The organism is Mycoplasma crocodyli MP145 (genome assembly GCF_000025845.1).
Taxonomy (GTDB): Bacteria; Bacillota_I; Bacilli_A; order Mycoplasmatales; family Metamycoplasmataceae; genus Mycoplasmopsis; species Mycoplasmopsis crocodyli.
The window spans coordinates 130,749-148,768 of sequence record NC_014014.1 but is presented as its reverse complement, the minus strand read 5'-3'; the positions used below and the strand labels follow the sequence as shown (position 1 = coordinate 148,768).

The following is an 18,020-nucleotide window of genomic DNA, read 5'->3' as shown; positions in this document are numbered from 1 at the left end:
ATTAATCCTCAACCTTCAGTGGTTTATATAATATTTTTATTTCAGGCAAATAGTCATGATTTAACTTATCATTTGCATCATGTAAATATAAATTTGGTAGAAAATGTGTTCCCCATCCAGCACGATATCGAGACTCGATAAGCATGAATTTAGGTTTATCATTAACTCTTGGAATTATAAGTTGGATTCTCTTCGGTTCAAATTTATATTTACGCATCAATTCAAAACAATCAACCATTCTCTCAACAGGAAGAACTAAGGTTAAATAACCTTTTTGTTCAATAATTTTTGAGCAACCTTCTATTAGTTGTTCTAAATTCATATGAATTTCATGGGTTGCAATTAACTTTTCTTGTGAAATGTTTTTTTTAATTTTGGTTTTATCAAACGGATAAAAAGGTGGATTACAAACTATACTTTGATATTTCTTTTTGTTCTCTTTAACATGATTTTTTCAAAAATCAATAAAGTTGATTATTGAAACATTTATTTGTTCGTGCATATTATTATGCTCTATATTAAGCTTAGCCAATTCACCAGCCTTTTTTTGAATTTCAACTGCTTCAATTTTTAAGTTCTTATTTCTTGACGCAATAAATATTGAAAGTGCTCCATTATTAGTACCAATTTCTAACATATTTTTTATACTTTTATTAAGAAAAACAAAGTTCCCTAAAAGTATTGTGTCAACCGAATAATTAAACATTGTTTTATCTTGAAAAACATATAAATCACTGTCAAAACCCAAAGAATTTTTAACTAATTTTTCAGTCATTTTAATTCTTTCTGAAGTGTTTATCTTCAACTGCTCTTCTATTGATTTTTTGATTCAAGAAATCTTGATAAAACTTTTGAGGAACACAATCTACTTTACCATCTACAAGATCTACAGCAGCAACAACAACATCAATATATGATCCTATTGTGTAAGTATCATTTTTTCCTTTTAGTTGCGTCATAGTATCATTAGGCTCAAGTGTATCATCTTGAAGAACACTTTTATGAACAAGTGCATTTGTTTTATTTTCAAATTCAACAAAGAAACCAAACTTAACAACACTAACAATTTGACCTTTTAAAACAGTTCCAATTTTATTTTTATAATATTCAGAAAAAAGTAAATCATTAACTTTTCTTTCTATTTCTACCGCTCCTTGTTCACTAGCTGAATTAGCCTTAGAAACCGAAAAGACTAGATTAGTTAATTCTTCTTTTTTTGATATATCTTTATTAAGAACAAGTTCTCTTAAAATTCTATGAATTACTAAATCAGGATATCTTCTAATAGGGCTTGTAAAATGACAATAACATTGAGAAGCTAAACCAAAGTGTCCTAAATTGTCTCCTGAATAAACAGCTTTTTGCATAGTTCTTAAAAATAGCATTTTTATAAATTCATCATTTCTTTGTTCTTTAATTTTTTCTATTATACCCGAATAAATTAAAGGAGTTATTTGACCTATTGGAAGAACTACCTTTACTCCTAATGTACTAAGTACATTTCTAAAAGATAACAATCTTTCTTCATCTGGTTTTTCATGAACTCTATACATCGCAGGAAAATGATGCCCACTTAAATACTTTGCAACTTCTTCATTTGCTCTAACCATAAAATCTTCAATTAATTCTTCAGAAAAACCTCTTGGATAAAATGTTATATCTTTAACCGACCCGTCTTCATTGAATAAAATTTTTGGTTCTTGTATTTCAAAATCAATATACCCTTCATTTACTTTAAATTTATGAAGAATTAAACTAAGTTCTTTTGCTTCATTTAGCATTTTCGATAAATTATCTACACCAAATTCTTTTGAATTGAGATTTGGATTAGAACTAAATCATTCATTTTTTATAACTTGTGTGTCGTAAAAGTCATTAACCTGCTTATATGTAAGTCTATATTTACTATCGATAATTCCTTGTTTTATTACAGTTTTAACAGTTTTACCTGAGTTATCTATTTCCATTATGCAACTAAGTACAAATCTTTTTTCATTAGGGTTTAATGAACATATTCCATTTGACAAAGCTTCAGGTAGCATTGGAATTACTTTATCAGCAAGATAAATACTTGTTCCTCTTTTAAGTGCTTCTTCATTAATTTTTGAACCTTCTCTTACATAGTATGAAACATCAGCAATATGAACAGAAAGTAAATAATTGCCGTTATCTAACTTAACTACATTTATAGCATCGTCAAAGTCTTTTGTATCATCACCGTCTATTGTAACAATTAAGTCATTGGTAAAATCTTCTCGATTTTCCTTGTTTTCATTATCAATATTTTGCGGGATTAAAGAAACTTCACTTTCGAGAGAATCAGGAAATATTTTAGGAACATTAACTCCTTCAAGATAAGCTTTTATGAATAATTTTGTATCTGCATCATTTGTTATTACTTTTTCAATAGAAACAAGTATGAAACTTTTTGTAATTTCTTCTATTTTAACGGTTACTAAATCATTTAAATTAGCTTGTTGTTTCATTCCTACAATTTTGTATTTATTAAATTTAAATTTTTTATCAATCGGTTCAAAATCAACATAAATACCTTTTTGTTTTACAAATCCTATCAATTGATTTGTCATTCTTTGTTTAATTTTTGAAACTACTCCAAAAAGTCTTTGTTCTTTATTTCTTGTGATATCTTCGAAAATTTTAACAACTACTAAATCATTGTGTATAGCTCCATTGAAATTATTTTTTATTATAAAAACCGAATTTTTTGTATTTAATTCTTCATTAATGTTGTAGTCAACAAAAGCAAATTTTCCATTGTTTGATATTGAAATATTACCTTCAATTTCTTCCTTAAAAACAGGAGCAAAATATTCATCTTTTTCATTCTTAAAAATTAAAAAGTTTTGTTGGCATTCCTGCAACACTTTTGTCAACTCCTTATTCTTGTTTGGCTTTATATTTAAACCTTTTGCAATACTTAAAAATGACCTAACTTCATTAGATGATTGTAAATATTTTAATAATTCTTCTTTAATATTCATTGTTTGTTGTTAAATAAATATTCTTAAAACAAGGGCAGCTATTAAAAGAACTAAGCCTAAACTAAACATTGTATATTTAAGAATTTTTTTAACTCCCCTTTCTTTAGAAGTTTTAAATAAATCAAGATCACCCGATCCAACAAGCGCTCCTGAAAATCCATTTGAATCTGGAGACATAATAAAAGAAACGATAATTATAATTACCGATACCATTAACATTGCTATAACTAGTGCTAACATATTACTCCAATAACTTTTGTAATTATACTTTATTGTTAATATTTGTATAATGTTTTCTTTAAAAAAGATTACAAATTTATACTTAATTAAAATTAAAGCAATTAGATTATTTTTTATGTTACATAAAATAATAAAAGGGGTGAATGTTTAAATTAATAAACATACTAAACAAAGGCTTGAATGCTTTGAGCATAGTAAATTCTACAAATGCAAATATTTTTGATGATGATAAAAAAATAGAAAAACCATTAAACAAAAATAACTCATACATATTAGATTATGATTTTGAGCAAGAAAAAATCATATTTTAAAATTAAATCAACTTAAAAATTCAAAAAAGAAAAATAATAGTCTCTATTTTGCACTAGTATTTGACTATGAAAATTTATCATTGAATAATCAAAAATATGAAACTAAATATTTTTCAAAATTTATGGTGAATTAAAAAATAAATTATAAAAATAACACACTTCATTAGTGGTGGATTCGTATATTAAACATAATTAAAACTTATAGCATTGTCATCATGCTACAAGAAAATTGTTTAAGCATGAAAATGAACTTATTTCATAAATTATATTTATGTATTTAAGTCATTATTTCAACAAAATAAATTGCCCCTTATTTTCTTAATTACCTTTGTGGTAGGCTAATAAATATAGTCAATCATTGTTAATTTTGATACTGTTTAACAATTCAATTTATTACCGAACAAATTATTTTTAAAAAAACATTGACTATTATCAAAATTGTGGTATTATATCATTAATGCATTCGATTGAATGGTTATTACTCTCTGCGAGTAATTGCTCTTGGAACATATCGTTCACCTTCATATCAATAATATAAAATTATTTTTGTGGAAATATTTTAAAGCACATTGTGCTTTTTTTTCTTCAATTAAAGTTTATTAGGATACGTCTTGAAAAAGTTTGTATAATTATTAAGAATTATTTAATTAATTCTATATTTAGGAGAAAAAAATGAAAATTAAAAAACTTATGCTTGTAGGAGCTATAGCTCCTCTTGTTATATTACCAGCTACAATTAGTGCAGCTTGTGATGATAAAAATAAACCAGTTAAACCTGTAACTCCTTCTACAAATGAAATGACAGCAGAAGAAAAGAAAGCCTTAGATGCTGCAAGAGTTGAATTTAAAGATGCTATGGGAAATTACAATGCTCAATTATTAACGTTTTCTAAAGAATTAGCTGCTAAGAAAAAAGCTATTGATAAAGAAAAAGATAAAACAAAAAAAGAAGCACTCCAAAAAGAAAGAAAACAATTTGTTGCTGAAAAGTCAAAAATTGTCGCACCTTTAAGAGAAGAAATTAATAAAGCTTTAGTTAAGGTAAATAAACTAGAAGCTAAAAGCGATACACAAACAATTAAAATTTTTAACACAAATGATGAACACGGTCGTTTAGTATTCGATGATGGAAAATATAATAACTTTTCTGGTATGGATACATTAGCAAAATTCATGCAAAATGTAGAACACAGTTTACTTCTTTCGGCAGGTGATTTAATTCAAGGACTTCCAATGAACGATTCAGACAAAGGAGTAACAATTAGTCTTGTTGCTAAAGAAATGAATTATGACGCTATTGCCATTGGTAACCACGAATTCGATTTTGGGCTTGAACATATGATAAATATTGATAAACAAACAAAAGACAAGATGCCTTTCTTATCAGCTAACGTTGTTTATAAAGACACAATGCCAGAAGGAGTTAAAGGTACAAGACCTTTTACACCATATAAAGTTGTTACATTAGCAAACGGATTTAAAGTTGCTTTAATCGGTATAACAACACCTGATACAACAATTACATCTCACCCAAGAAATTCTAAGGACGTAATTTTTAAAGATCCAGTTACAGCTGCAAAAGAAATTGTTACAGAAATTGAAAATAAAGAAAAAATTAATTTCATTATTGCTTTAACGCACCTTGGAGTAGGAAGAAATCAAGTTGAATGAGATTCAAGATACTTTGCAGATAACGCAACAGGAGTTGATTTAACAATCGATGGACACTCGCACACAAAAGTTGATTTAGAAAAAAATAAAGAATCATGATTAACACAAACTGAATGTTATACAAAATATCTAAGTGAAATAGACTTATTAGTTGATAAAAAAACAGGAAAAATAGTTGAAAATCTTGGTCAAGTACAAAGAGATATTAACGAAGTTGAAATCGCTTCACATGGAAAAGAAAACAAAAAAGTTGATGAACTAATCGCTGCTTTAACTAAAAAATTTGGTGAAGTTAATAATGTTTTAGCATTCAAAAACACAGTTCACTTTAAACATATTGAAAATATAAAAGTAGATGGTATAGAGTTCTGAAGAGGAAGAGTTGAACAAACAAACTTAGGAGTTTTAGCAGCAAATGCTATTGCTGATGAATTAGCTAAGGCTAAAAAAGATACAAAGGATTTTGATAAATACTATTCAGAAGATAAAATGATTGGATTAATGAATGGTGGAGGACTTCGTGCTGATTTACCAGTAGGTGATGTAAAAAGAGGTGATGTTCTTGGAGTATTGCCATTTGGAAACCGTATTGCAGCAGTAAGAGTAGATGGTCAAACATTAATCGATGCTATTAAACATGGTGCTTCAAAGGTTAAATCTGGTGCATATCCACAATTTTCACAAAACGTTTCATTTACAATTAAGAAAACAGAAACCATCAAAGATGGTAAAAAAGTTTACACATACGAAGCTGATGAATCCACAATTAAAATACATGATAAAGAAATAAATAAAACAGAAACATATACAATTGTTACAAATGACTTTATTTTAGCTGGTGGAGACGGATATAAAATGTTAAACTTCATGGAAAATAAGAAAGCAACAACTGATTATGAAGGTGGTGATTTACTTGAAGTTATGATTAATCATTTCAAGTATTCAACCGATTCAACAAACTTTGCTGAAGGTAAAACAAACACACCATTTGCACATGAATTAAGTTACTATAACAAACCAGAGATCTTAACAAAAATTAAAATTGAAGGATAATTAAACTTAATTAAAATGCAGTCGATTAATGACTGCATTTTTATCTTTTGTTTAACAATTAAAATTTACATATAATATTGTGTGATTAATGAATTGGTAAAAAAAGAAATTAAAAAAACAAACGATGAGTTTGTTTTTAATCATTATTATACAAGTTCAATAATAGCCATTCTTGTGTTGTCTCCAACTCTTGTAGGCAATTTAATTATTCTTGTGTATCCACCATTTCTTTCTTTATACTTTGGTGCAATTGTATTAAATAAATGTGTTAAAACTTTTGTTCCATCTTTAAGTACTAAAGGACGTAAAAATCCTGCTACTATACGACGGTTTGCTAAAGTAGGGTTCTTTGCTTTTTGAATCATTCTTTCAGCATGTCTTCTTACTTCTTTTGCTTTTGTTAAAGTTGTTGTAATTCTTCCGTTAGCATATAATTCACTAACTAAAGAACGCATTACACCTTGTCTTCACTTTGTGTCACGTGAATAAATTTGTGTAGGATTCGCCATATTATTCATCTCCTTTTCTTAATTCAAAACCGTGTTCTTTAATTTTGGTAATAATTTCATCAAGTGATTTCTTACCTAAATTCTTGGTTTGTTCTAATTCATCATAAGTCATTTTTGCAACTTCGCTTGCTTTAGTTTTTCCAATTCTTCTTAAAGCATTTAGAGAACGAACTGAAAGTCCTAGTTGATTAATATCAATGTCTTGTTCTTGAACATCTAAAACTTTATCTTCAGATGTTTCAAAAATACTATCTTTTATTTCGTCAACATTTCCAATTACTTTAAAGTGTGAAATTAAAATTTCTGCTGCTTGTTTAATAGCATCCTTAGGTTTAACTGTTCCATCAGTAATAACATTGAATTCTAATTTTTCTTCAATTTTAACACTAGATGAGTTTAATTCAGAAACTACATAGTTAACTTTTTCAACTGGTGAAAAGTTTGAATCAACAGCAATGAATTTCCCTTTTTTAATTTTTGTCTCTAATTGTGTTTCTAACTTGCTTACTAAAGCTTTGTTTTCTTCACTTGAAACAAATCCTCTTCCTGGACGTAGATATAATTCTAATCTTAACGAGTTTTCTAAAGCAACGTCGGCAATATGAATATTATGATCGATAACTTCAACGTTTAGGTTATCTACTACTTCTAAGTATCTAGAGTTTATTTCTCCAATTTGATCAGCCTTAAGTTCTACCTTTATTATTTCGTCATCTTTTACTAATTCAGGATCGTAACTAAAACGAACTTTTCTTAAATTCATTATAAGGCTTGGTACATCTTCTATAACCCCAGTAATTCCTTGAAATTCATGAGTTACACCTTCTATTCTTACACAGAAAGGAGCTAGAGAGGTGATGTTTGATAACAACACTCTTCTTAGCGCTACACCAAGTGTTGTTGCAAATCCTCTCTCTAATGGTTGTAAGTTAAATGTTCCTTCAAAATCACTAGTTGTTGAAGATGGTACTTCTAAATAGTCTAATTTTTGAAATTTTTCCATTTTTACCTGCTTTCGTTTTTATTATCTTTTTGTTTCACGTTTAAGAATACGTTTTGGAGGACGTGTTCCGTTATGTGGAACTGGTGTAACATCTTTAATTTCTGAAACAGTAATACCTGAAACTTCAATTTGTTTTCTTGCTGCATCTTTACCTGCACCAAGACCTTTAAGTTCTACTTTAACACTTCTAATACCATGTTCTTTAGCAGCTTCTGCTGCTGCAGCTGCTGCTAAACCTGCTGCATAAGGTGTTTTCTTCTTTGTACCTTTGTAACCGATTGCACCAGCTGAAGATCAAGAAATAACATTTCCAGCTTCATCAGCAAAAGTAACAATAGTGTTTTGGTTTGTTGAATGTATATGTGCAACACCATTAGTAATGTTCTTTTTCTTTGTTTTACGAGCCATGATTATTTACCTTTCTTTCCAGCAACTGTTTTTCTAGGTCCTTTACGTGTACGAGCATTCTTTTGAGTAACTTGCCCACGTACTGGTAATCCTTTACGGTGTCTAATACCACGGTAACATTTAATTTCCATTAAACGTTTAATGTTTAAGTTTACTTCTCTACGTAGATCACCTTCTGTTGTGAATTTTTTCGCTACTTCACGAATTCTTGATAATTCTTCTTCGCTTAATGATTTAACACGAGAATCTTCATTTATTTTAGCTTCTGCACAAATTTGCTTTGCTAATGATGGACCAATACCATAAATGTATGTTAATGAAATAACAACACGTTTATCGTTTGGAATTTCGACGTTTAAAATTCTAGCCATTTATTCTCCTATCCTTGTCTTTGTTTGTGTTTTGGTAATATACAAATTACACGAATAACACCTTTACGTTTAATAATTTTGCAATCTTTGCACATTTTTTTTACACTTGCTCTAACTTTCATAATTTCTCCTTATTTATGTCTGTAAGTAACTCTTCCTTGTGTTAAGTCGTAAGGACTTATTTCCACCTCTACAGAGTCACCAGGCAAAATACGAATGTGATTTACCCGCATTTTTCCTGATATATGAGCTTTTATAACTAAACCGTTTTCAAGTTCCACTTCATACAAATCTGATGAAAAGGCTTGCTTAACTACGGCATTCATTTTTATAGCATCTTTTGCCAATTAGATTCCTTTCGTAAGAACAATACCCTTACCATCCTTGATTAGGACAGTATGTTCATAATGAGCAGTGTTAGTATTATCAGTTGAAACTACTGTTCATTTATCACTCAAGGTTTTTACTGTTTTTGATTTTGTAATCATTGGTTCAATACAGATAACCATCCCGTCTCTTAGAAGGGGTCCAATTCCTGGTTTCTTAGAAAAATTAGGAACATTTGGATCCTCATGAACTGATTTACCTATACCATGACCACAATAACCATGTGGTGTATATAAATTGTTCTTTTTTATATATTGACCAATTGCAAAAGAGATATCTCCAACTCTTGCATTTGGCTTGATAGCAGCTAATCCAACTTCAAAAGCTTTTTTAGCTACATCGATTAATCTTTGGTCTTCTAGATTTATTTTTCCAACACCTTTGGTAAAGGCGCTGTCACTGTTATAACCCTGTCAATTACATCCTAAATCTACTTTTACTAGATCACCTTCTTTAACTATGTAATCTGACGGTATGCCATGTATCAATTGTTCATTAACGGATATACAAGCCGTTGCTGGAAAACCATACAACCCTAAGAAGGCGGGTTTGGCATTCCTTTTTTTAATTTCTTCAAAAGCCAATTGATCTATTTCTTTTAAAGAAACTCCTGGTCTTATAAAGTCTCAAAGCACTTGCTTGACTTCTGCCAAGATTGAACAAGATTTGGTTATTTTTTCTATTTCGTCTTTAGTTTTTACTAACTCCACAATAACCTCCTTGTTTACAATTAAATTAATTTATATATTTTACAATAAAATATTTATTTTTGAAGTAAATCCAAAATATCTTGAGCTATAACTTCTGGAGCTCTTAAACTATCTACTTCTACCATTCTTTTAGTTTTAGCATAGTAATCTAATAAAGGTTTAGTTTGATTAACATAAGTTATCAAACGAACTTTAATGGCTTCAGGTGCATCATCTTTTCTAATTGAAAGTGGAATTAAACATTTTTCACATAAATCACCTTGCTTTGAAGGTCTATATGGAATGTGATAAGTTGAATTACATTTTGAACAAAAACGTCTTCCTGTTAATCTTTCAATAATTATATCTTCATTTGCAACTAATTGAACAACCTTGAATTTTACTTCTTTAATTTTATCCAAGAATCTTGCTTGTTCTAATGTTCTTGGATAACCATCTAAAATCATAAATTTATTTTTTTTATGTAATTCTAGAACTTTATTTTTTACTATTTCATTTGTGATTTCATCAGTTACATATGAACCCGATTCAACAAGTTCTTTAATTTTTAATCCTAACGGAGTTTGTTTTGCAATTTCTTCACGGAATATATTTCCTGTAGAAATGTGAACTAAATCAGTGGTTTTTGATAAAACTTCTGCTACTGTTCCTTTACCAGCTCCTGGTGGGCCCATAAAGATAATATTTTCTCTTACTTTTATCATAACAATCCGTCTCCTTTTTTGTTGCTTGAATTTGATTCAAAACTTTTCTTTGTTACTCTTTTTGCTTTAGCCAACTTTGTTGATTTACGTCTTGCTGAAACTTGGCTAAATGTTTCAAGTGCAACACTAACAAGAATTACCATTCCCGTACCACCAAATGCAATTTGCGGGGCAAGTATTCCTGTTATTATTTGAATGAATTGCATTGAAACCAAAATAACTAAATAGAAACCTGAAAATAAACTTAATCTAAAAACTACACCAATCAAATAATCTTGTGTCTCTTCACCAGGTCTTAATCCAGGAACAAATGTAGATGATTTAGCAAAATCCTCAGCTATTTTATCAACTCTTGATTGTTGTAATCCCATAAGCAATGAAAATACAAAAGTTATTAATATTAAAAGTGATAAACCAAGTGGTTGAGTAAATTGTAAGTTATGATTTATTCAAAATTTTGCTGGGCTGTTACCTGGAAAGACATTGGCTATCATAGTTGGAAATGATAGAACCATCATCGCAAAAATAATTGGCATAATTCCACCTGGGTTAAGTTTGATTGGAAGTTTCCCCATTTCTTTAATGTTTCTCGATCTTCCAGCTCCAGTTTGTTGAATTGGAATATGACGCTCTGCATTATAGACAATTGTGATAATCATTAGCACTACAAGATAAATTAAAATATAAGTTGAGAAATTGATAATACCAACAAATGTTCCTTCACTTTTTAAATCTCCGACAAGAATTTTATATGCCGAACTAAATTGTGAAGGAAGTCTCATAGCGATACCACAAAAAATTATCAAACTTGTTCCATTACCAATTCCTTTATTTGTAACTTGTTCACTAATGAACAACACAAATAATGAAGCAGCAACCAAAATCAAAGGTAAAATAAAATATGAAATTAAATCTTGAGACATTCCAAAAGCAGGAACTATTGAAATAAACGCACTTCTTGCACCGCCTGCTGAAAGTGACTTAGTTAGAAATAGAGCTTGAGGATATGATATAACAAGAGTAATGACTCTGGTTATTACATTAATTTTTCTTCTTCCTTGTGGTCCGGATTGAGATAACTTATAGACCGGAGGGAATAATTTTGATTGTAAAATCATCATTACAAGAGATGCATTAATAAATGGTGATATTCCTAGTGCAAAAATTGAAAATTGATTTAATCCTCCACCACCTACTAAGTTAAGAGTATTAAGAAATGAGTCATCATTAATTGAACGGCCTGCATTTATCTTTACAAAAGGAGATGTGATTGTGGTTCCGATTACATAGATACTGATTAAAAGTAGTGTATACATTATTTTTTTAGTTACATCTTTAGTAGACCAAAAATTAACTCAAGCTGCCCTAAGTTTATAAAATAATTTTGTAATACCCAATTTTTTTATTCTTCGAAAAAACAAAATACTCCTTTAAATACTTTTGCAATTATACATTATTCTCATTGGTTTTATTTCCTTATTTTTTCCTTTTTATTTTAAATGTTGTAATTAGTTTTGAACTGGTAAAAAAGTTTTTCCTATAATAAGTGATATAATTTTTTTATGAAAAAAATAACAAAAAAAATATTGTTAACTAGTTCAATATCAGCAATTTCATTGATTTCAATTATTACTGTAGGAACAAGTTATAAAAATGAAAAAAATGATATTGTTGATAAAGTACAATACATGAAAAATATCAATACTTCAAACCATAAGATATACTTAACATGAGATTCGTTTGATGAATTGATAATAAAAAGACAATTAAGACCTGCTTTTCAAGAAAAAATAAGACCAAGAATACGCGAAATTCTAACCGATGAAGTTTTGGGTGTTTTATATAACTTTGAATTTGCCATACAAGGTTGAATGTCATTTGACAATACTTATGAAGGATCGGTTATGGCTCATTTATCATCAACATATAGAGATAATTATTATAATAGTGGTAATTATAAAGTTCGATTAGAACCTGAATTTGATGAAAATTTAAAATTTACAGGATTTAAAGACGTAAGAAGCATATCAAAGAAACTAAATAATCAAGTAAGGCCAAATGGTCATACCTATATAGTTTATTTTAATGATGGTAGAGATGAATGAATTTCATTTGATAATAAACATCATTTACTTGAGTTGTATATCAACCATCAAAATAATACAATTAATGAATATGCAGAAAAGTTAGTAGATTATTTAGTTGAAAAAATGAGAGATTATGTAGAAAATAGACTTACTAAAATTGGCAAGGAAAACCTCCGTTTTTTAGACTCAGATTTTTATCAAATTCATAATTTTGAAATATATACTAATGAAAGCATTGAAATTTTTAATAAAAATGTAAATATTTTGAAAAATCAATTAAATAATGGAGAGAGAAAAGCTTTTAATATTTCAAACTTTATTAAAGAAGAACTTTCAAAAATGGAAACCAATAAAAATTTTATTATCAAAAAAATAGAAGAACAAATAAACGAAGTTTCTAATGATCAAGCAAGAAAAGATTGATTAACAGGAATTTGTAATCAAACAAAAGAAATGCAAGATTTTGATAATAAATACAAAGAATATATGATTGGTTTTATAACACCTAATAAAAGTGTTGCTACAACCGAAACTAAGCCAGTTCAACCTACTTATGTTCAAACTTCTGATGAACAACCTAAACTTAGTGTGTGAAGATTAATTGTATTTTTAGCCGGAATTGCAACGGGAATTGGTTTGGTAATTTTCTTTATTGTTTTCTTAATTAAAAGAAACAAAAAGAAGAAACTTAATGCTCATCAAAAAGTTGAACAATCACCTAGTGAAAATAAAGAATTAGCTCCTGATGAGCAATTAGAAAAAAATGAGGAACCAAATAAACAAAACGAAAAAAACAATAGTAATTAATTTATAATCATTTAATTTTATACACAAATATTTAACGTTAAAAAAACATGAATGTTTTTTTTAACCGGTTAACATAACAATGTTGCTTGTTGTTATATGTAAACGAGAATAGTGTTTAGTTTTAAAATGATCATTAAAATCATTTCTAATTAATTTAGAAATTTTTTTAGTTTATTAAATTTATATCATCAAGTAAATTAAAGTTCTTTACTAAATAGATTTTATAGTGTGATATATTTTCATGATAAAATCTTCAAAATCATTATAAATTGTTTGATCTGAGAAAGTTATCTTTTTATCACTATACTTAACTATAAAATCATTGTTTTTAAAATGGTTTATATATTCCTTTTTAGTTTTTGTATTAATTAAATTATAGTCACCTATATTCAAAAGAGAAAAAAGAGTTTTATTAGGTGTGTGAAAATATGAATTAGTATTATCGTTACTTAAAACAATGTACTTTTTAATATTTACTCATTTATTTTTTCTCAGGATCTTATATTTCCAAATTTATCAAAATATGGAATTAATTCAGGTAAAATAAAAATTTGAAAATAGGGTATATTATTAGATCTTAGATTTGCTGTTTCACCTAACATATTCTCAAAATAGTTGTTAGAGTTTTGTTTATAATTAGACATCACAAACTTTACTCCTATTCCTGCTATGACCGAATCATTTTTAGATATTGTTATATCTACTGTTTTGTCAATATATCTTCCAGGAATTTTTATTTCTTTACCGTTTCCATAACCTAAACTATGAACATCATAATCATTACCTAAAAGCATTTTGATTTCTTTTGCAACAAAACTATGTATGGGTTAAGTTTTGCATTACTTCTCTCACCGTTTTCGATATATTCTTTAAAGCTTTTTTTGATGTTATTTAAAAATTCCATACTATACTCCTAACTTATAGACTAAATATTTTTTAAGATCACTTGACGAAAAAGTATAATATCCATTAGCTTTATATTTAGAAATTAAAGAAATATACTCTATAAATTCATCGCTAATTAAAATTTGTTTAATTTTATCCAAATCAAAATTTCCAATAATGTATAATCCACTATAAACACCTTCACCAGATTTTAATAATTCAATTTTTAAATTCTCTTTTGTTTTTATTAAATTATTTATTGATATTTTTTCCTTTCAAAAATCATTAATTGCTTGACTTCTTCCAAAGGCATATCATTTGTTTTGTCCTTTATCAAAACTTCTATTTAATAATCTATCCTTATTAATTGTCAAATAATCTTGAAGTTCTTTTTCTAAACATTCAAATGTTATTAAAGCACCTTCTTTGTTGTATGGAAAAATTATTTTTTTTCATTTTTTTCTAGATGATTTTAAAACATTAAAAATGTGTTTACTCTTGAATTCGAAGTGATCTTTTATAAAAATATCATCGCATAATGTGGCGAAACCGTTCTTTACGTTTATATTATTTTGCTTAATGTTACAATTTATTATTTTTTTGAAAATTACTAATTTTTCCTTCTTTTGAAAATAAAAAGAATTGTTAATGAAAAAATCATTATATTCTAATTTATCAATGAAATCATATTGTTGATTATGATCATTGTATGAAAAATAGTTAATATTTTCATCGGTATTGTTTTTATCGAGTTTTAAAATTGTTGTATATGTAGAAACACTTTCGAAAACTTGATAGTGTTTATAATCAATTACGCTTTTTAACAATTTTTTTTGAATAATAAATTTTCTGAATTCTAAACCAGCAAAACTATTAAAGATACTTGAAGGAGTTATATAGCAAAGAACTCCTTTTTCATTTAACATATTCAATCCAATTTCATAGAAAAGTATAAACAAGTCAGTCATGCCTTTTTTTGTAAAACGTTTGTTTTTTATTTTAGAAAATCGATCATCAAAATTATGAACCCTTACATAAGGAGGATTGCCTAAAACAAAATCCATTTTACCTGTATATATATTTGTATCAAGAGTATCAGCAACAATAATATCTCAATTAACATTGTCGATGTTGTATTCCTTGATAATTAAATTCAAATTATTTATACATTTTTTGCATTCTTCCAAATCTATTTCTATACCATGTATAAAATGCTCTAGTTGATTTTTTAATTTAATTAAATCGTTATCTATTTTAAAAAATTCTTTTATATAAGTTTTAACAATTTCTTCTAAAAACCTACCATCTCCGCAAGAATTATCTATAACATGTTTTTTAAGTATGTTTTCTCCAAAATACCCGCTTTCATTGAGAATTTTTTTACAATATTGGTTGGTGTATAAACAACACCATTCTTTTTTATATTTGTCATCGATTTCCTTTAACACCAAATTAATTCTTATACCATTTTAAAACATATAAGAATACAATGTATTCATATTGATCATTTACTTATTTTACTATTAAAATCATCATTATCAACTTTATAAGAATTATTTTTTTAATCTCTTGTTCATTCCTCAAATAGAGTCCTAACTTTCTACTAAATAATCAGACATGGTCATTTCATCACAATTATTTTTTGGCATGTAATTTTTAAAATAATAAATTACATAAATTGCTATGGCATAGTAATATTCGGAAATTAAAAAAGCAAGTTAAACTTGCTTTTATGATTTTGAATTTGATTATAAGAATTCTACTGTTCCACCAAGTTTTTCGACAGCATCAATTGCTGTTTCTGAAGCTTTGTGAACTTTAACGTTTAGTTTTTTGGTTAATTTACCGTTAGCTAATAATTTAACAGGTAAGCTACGTTTAATTATTCCTTTGGCAAATAATGTTTCAATATTTACTTCTTCTTTTGCAGTAAAGAATGTTTCTAGTTGTGATAAATTGATAACTTGATATTCAACATGGTTTACATTTGTAAATCCACGTTTTCCAATACGACGGAATCATGGTGTTTGACCACCTTCGAATCCTAGTCTGTGACCACTACGTTTGTTTTGTCCAGATTGACCTTTTCCAGCTTGTTTTCCTTTACCCGCAGCATGTCCACGACCAACACGGTGTTTGTCAGGTCTTGAACCTGCTGTAGATTTTAAATTGTGTAATGTAATAGCCATATTATAATAATTCCTTTACATCTTTATCTCTAATAAAAGCTATTTGTTCTGGTGTTCTTAAATTTTTAAGAGCTTCTACTGTAGCTTTAACTGTATTTGATTTTGAACGTGATCCGTATGTTTTAGTAACTATGTCTGTGTATCCTGCTAATTCAACAACAGCTCTAACAGTTCCTGATGCTATAAGTCCTTTTCCTTTTGGAGCTGGTTTAAGCATAACTTTTGAAGCTAAGAATTTAGCTTGAATTTCATGAGGAACTGTTCCGTTAATAACTGAAACATTGATTAGATTGTTTTGAGCATCTTTGATCGCTTTTTTAATTGCATCAGGTACTTCATTTGCTTTACCATGCCCATAACCTACACGACCTTTTTTGTTTCCTACAACAACGAAAGCTGAAAAACTGAATCTTCTTCCACCTTTAACAACTTTTGTAACACGAGCAATATCAACTACTTTTTCACTGAAATCTGGGAAAGCATCTTCTTTTACACGGTTATTTGGTCTTGAACCATCTCTTCTTTGACGTGGTGCTCTATTCTCTTTGTTATCTTTGTTTTGGTCTTGACCTCTACCTTCTTTTTTATCAAAAACTTTTCTTGGAGCTCTAAGTTCTTTTGTTCCTTCTGTTTTAGGAGCAGCAGGTTTAAAAGCTGATGCAGGTTTAGTTGCACTCGCTGGTTTTGTTCCTACTGGTTTTGAACTTGTTGATTTAACAACAGGTTTATCCACTGAAGGTTTAACTTCTTTTTTAGTATTTTCCATTAGAATTTAACTCCTTTTTCTCTAACTGCATCTGCAAATGCTTTAACACGACCATGGAATAAGTAACCACCACGGTCAAAAACAACTTCTTTAATTTTTAATTTATTAATAGCATCACCCATTAATAAACCAAGTTCTTTAGCAGCTGCAATATTTCCACTATATTTTTTATCTTTTAGTGTTGATACAGATGCTAAAGTAACTCCTTTAGTATCATCTATTAATTGTGCATAAAAGTTTTGGTGTGATTTAAATACGTTAAGACGAGGAACTGTTGATGTTCCTGAGATATAGTGACGTAAACGATTGTGTTTAAGTACTCTAGCTTCATTTCTTGATAATTTTGCCATAATTTCTCTTTTCTACAACTTCTATTTAGAAGCTGTTTTTCCTTCTTTACGTCTAATTTTTTCACCTTTATATGCAATACCTTTTCCAGAATATGGATTAGGTGTTCTAATTGCTCTAACGATAGCTGCAAATTGACCAACACTTTGTTTGTCAATTCCACTGATCAATACGTCAGTAGCTTTAGGAACTTCTACTTTTACATCACTAGGAATATTAACTGATACTGTGTGTGAATATCCAGCAGCAACTTCAAGAACATTTCCTTTAAGTGTTGCTTTATATCCAACTCCTTTAATTTCAAGGTCTTTTTTGAAACCTTTCGAAACTCCAACTAACATATTAGAGATATGTGAGTTTGTTGTTCCATGTAGTTGTTTTGTGTGTTTTTCTTCGTTTGCACGAACTGTTGTAACGTGATTATTTTCTACATTGATTGTTATAAGTGGACTGAAAACTCTTTGCAATGTTCCTAATTTACCTGAAACGGTAACGTTATTAGAAGCATCTACTGTAAATGTAACTCCAGCTGGAATTGTTAAAACTCTATTACCAACACGAGACATACA

General features: G+C 28.2%; 21 protein-coding genes. 3 read left to right on the top strand and 18 right to left on the bottom strand.

Going from position 1 to position 18,020, the window contains the following annotated elements; all coding sequences use genetic code 4:
- Position 1: 1 nt before the first annotated feature.
- Genes MCRO_RS00780 through secG form a run of 3 tightly spaced genes read right to left on the bottom strand, consistent with a single transcriptional unit; the run spans position 2 to position 3,242 of the window.
- Positions 2–775 carry a tRNA1(Val) (adenine(37)-N6)-methyltransferase gene (locus tag MCRO_RS00780; protein WP_013054164.1) on the bottom strand — a complete coding sequence of 258 codons (774 nt, stop codon included), beginning with the start codon at positions 773–775 and terminating at the stop codon, positions 2–4.
- 1 nt (position 776) lies between these two features.
- Complete coding sequence (rnr, locus tag MCRO_RS00775) at positions 777–3,002, bottom strand: ribonuclease R (RefSeq protein WP_013054570.1); 2,226 nt, start codon at positions 3,000–3,002, stop codon at positions 777–779.
- Positions 3,003–3,011: 9 nt separating this feature from the next.
- On the bottom strand, positions 3,012–3,242 hold the full coding sequence (secG, locus tag MCRO_RS00770; RefSeq protein WP_013054679.1) for a preprotein translocase subunit SecG: 231 nt from the start codon (positions 3,240–3,242) through the stop codon (positions 3,012–3,014).
- A gap of 143 nt (positions 3,243–3,385) precedes the next feature.
- Here secG and MCRO_RS04120 point away from each other — a divergent pair, with 143 nt between their 5' ends.
- Both MCRO_RS04120 and MCRO_RS00765 read left to right on the top strand, forming a co-directional pair.
- The gene (locus MCRO_RS04120; protein WP_013054576.1) at positions 3,386–3,553 is read left to right on the top strand and encodes a hypothetical protein; all 168 of its coding nucleotides are present in this window, start codon (positions 3,386–3,388) and stop codon (positions 3,551–3,553) included.
- Positions 3,554–4,225: 672 nt separating this feature from the next.
- On the top strand, positions 4,226–6,277 hold the full coding sequence (locus MCRO_RS00765) for a bifunctional metallophosphatase/5'-nucleotidase (RefSeq protein WP_013054561.1): 2,052 nt from the start codon (positions 4,226–4,228) through the stop codon (positions 6,275–6,277).
- A 146-nt stretch (positions 6,278–6,423) separates the two neighbouring features.
- Here MCRO_RS00765 and rplQ read toward each other — a convergent pair whose 3' ends face one another.
- The 9 genes from rplQ to secY are packed head-to-tail and all read right to left on the bottom strand — an operon-like array spanning position 6,424 to position 11,685.
- Positions 6,424–6,786: a 50S ribosomal protein L17 gene (rplQ, locus tag MCRO_RS00760; RefSeq protein WP_013054257.1), complete on the bottom strand. Its 363-nt coding sequence runs from the start codon at positions 6,784–6,786 to the stop codon at positions 6,424–6,426.
- A gap of 1 nt (position 6,787) precedes the next feature.
- Entirely contained in the window at positions 6,788–7,789 is a 1,002-nt protein-coding gene (locus MCRO_RS00755) for a DNA-directed RNA polymerase subunit alpha (RefSeq protein WP_013054345.1), read from the bottom strand.
- 21 nt (positions 7,790–7,810) lie between these two features.
- Positions 7,811–8,197: a 30S ribosomal protein S11 gene (gene rpsK, locus MCRO_RS00750; protein ID WP_013054214.1), complete on the bottom strand. Its 387-nt coding sequence runs from the start codon at positions 8,195–8,197 to the stop codon at positions 7,811–7,813.
- Between the two features lie 2 nt (positions 8,198–8,199).
- On the bottom strand, positions 8,200–8,568 hold the full coding sequence (gene rpsM / locus MCRO_RS00745; RefSeq protein WP_013054806.1) for a 30S ribosomal protein S13: 369 nt from the start codon (positions 8,566–8,568) through the stop codon (positions 8,200–8,202).
- An 8-nt stretch (positions 8,569–8,576) separates the two neighbouring features.
- Positions 8,577–8,690 (bottom strand): 50S ribosomal protein L36, encoded by a 114-nt coding sequence (gene rpmJ, locus MCRO_RS00740; protein WP_013054600.1) that lies wholly within the window; start codon positions 8,688–8,690, stop codon positions 8,577–8,579.
- A 9-nt stretch (positions 8,691–8,699) separates the two neighbouring features.
- Entirely contained in the window at positions 8,700–8,894 is a 195-nt protein-coding gene (infA, locus tag MCRO_RS00735) for a translation initiation factor IF-1 (RefSeq protein ID WP_439097658.1), read from the bottom strand.
- Between the two features lie 21 nt (positions 8,895–8,915).
- Complete coding sequence (map, locus tag MCRO_RS00730) at positions 8,916–9,665, bottom strand: type I methionyl aminopeptidase (protein WP_013054763.1); 750 nt, start codon at positions 9,663–9,665, stop codon at positions 8,916–8,918.
- Between the two features lie 53 nt (positions 9,666–9,718).
- Positions 9,719–10,369, bottom strand: coding sequence for an adenylate kinase family protein (locus tag MCRO_RS00725; RefSeq protein WP_013054706.1), 651 nt, complete (start codon positions 10,367–10,369; stop codon positions 9,719–9,721).
- A complete protein-coding gene (gene secY, locus MCRO_RS00720) occupies positions 10,363–11,685 on the bottom strand; it encodes a preprotein translocase subunit SecY (RefSeq protein ID WP_148207913.1) in 1,323 nt (440 codons plus the stop codon). Before secY ends, MCRO_RS00725 begins: the two co-directional genes overlap by 7 nt.
- 246 nt (positions 11,686–11,931) lie before the next feature.
- Between secY and MCRO_RS00715 the strand changes: the two genes are divergently transcribed.
- Positions 11,932–13,263, top strand: coding sequence for a hypothetical protein (locus MCRO_RS00715; RefSeq protein ID WP_013054767.1), 1,332 nt, complete (start codon positions 11,932–11,934; stop codon positions 13,261–13,263).
- A gap of 473 nt (positions 13,264–13,736) precedes the next feature.
- Here the strand turns inward: MCRO_RS00715 and MCRO_RS03975 are convergent, their stop codons facing one another.
- From MCRO_RS03975 to rplF, 6 genes are all read right to left on the bottom strand, one after another.
- Positions 13,737–14,057, bottom strand: coding sequence for a hypothetical protein (locus MCRO_RS03975; RefSeq protein ID WP_049757049.1), 321 nt, complete (start codon positions 14,055–14,057; stop codon positions 13,737–13,739).
- Positions 14,058–14,168: 111 nt separating this feature from the next.
- Complete coding sequence (locus MCRO_RS04175) at positions 14,169–15,596, bottom strand: Eco57I restriction-modification methylase domain-containing protein (RefSeq protein WP_238523092.1); 1,428 nt, start codon at positions 15,594–15,596, stop codon at positions 14,169–14,171.
- 300 nt (positions 15,597–15,896) lie between these two features.
- Positions 15,897–16,337, bottom strand: coding sequence for a 50S ribosomal protein L15 (gene rplO / locus MCRO_RS00700; RefSeq protein WP_013054370.1), 441 nt, complete (start codon positions 16,335–16,337; stop codon positions 15,897–15,899).
- 1 nt (position 16,338) lies between these two features.
- Positions 16,339–17,103, bottom strand: a complete 765-nt coding sequence (gene rpsE / locus MCRO_RS04305) for a 30S ribosomal protein S5 (protein ID WP_013054439.1) — start codon at positions 17,101–17,103, stop codon at positions 16,339–16,341.
- Positions 17,103–17,453 carry a 50S ribosomal protein L18 gene (gene rplR, locus MCRO_RS00690; protein ID WP_013054728.1) on the bottom strand — a complete coding sequence of 117 codons (351 nt, stop codon included), beginning with the start codon at positions 17,451–17,453 and terminating at the stop codon, positions 17,103–17,105. The genes rpsE and rplR overlap by 1 nt, the downstream gene beginning before the upstream one ends.
- Positions 17,454–17,474: 21 nt before the next feature.
- Complete coding sequence (gene rplF, locus MCRO_RS00685) at positions 17,475–18,017, bottom strand: 50S ribosomal protein L6 (RefSeq protein ID WP_013054155.1); 543 nt, start codon at positions 18,015–18,017, stop codon at positions 17,475–17,477.
- Positions 18,018–18,020 lie beyond the last annotated feature (3 nt).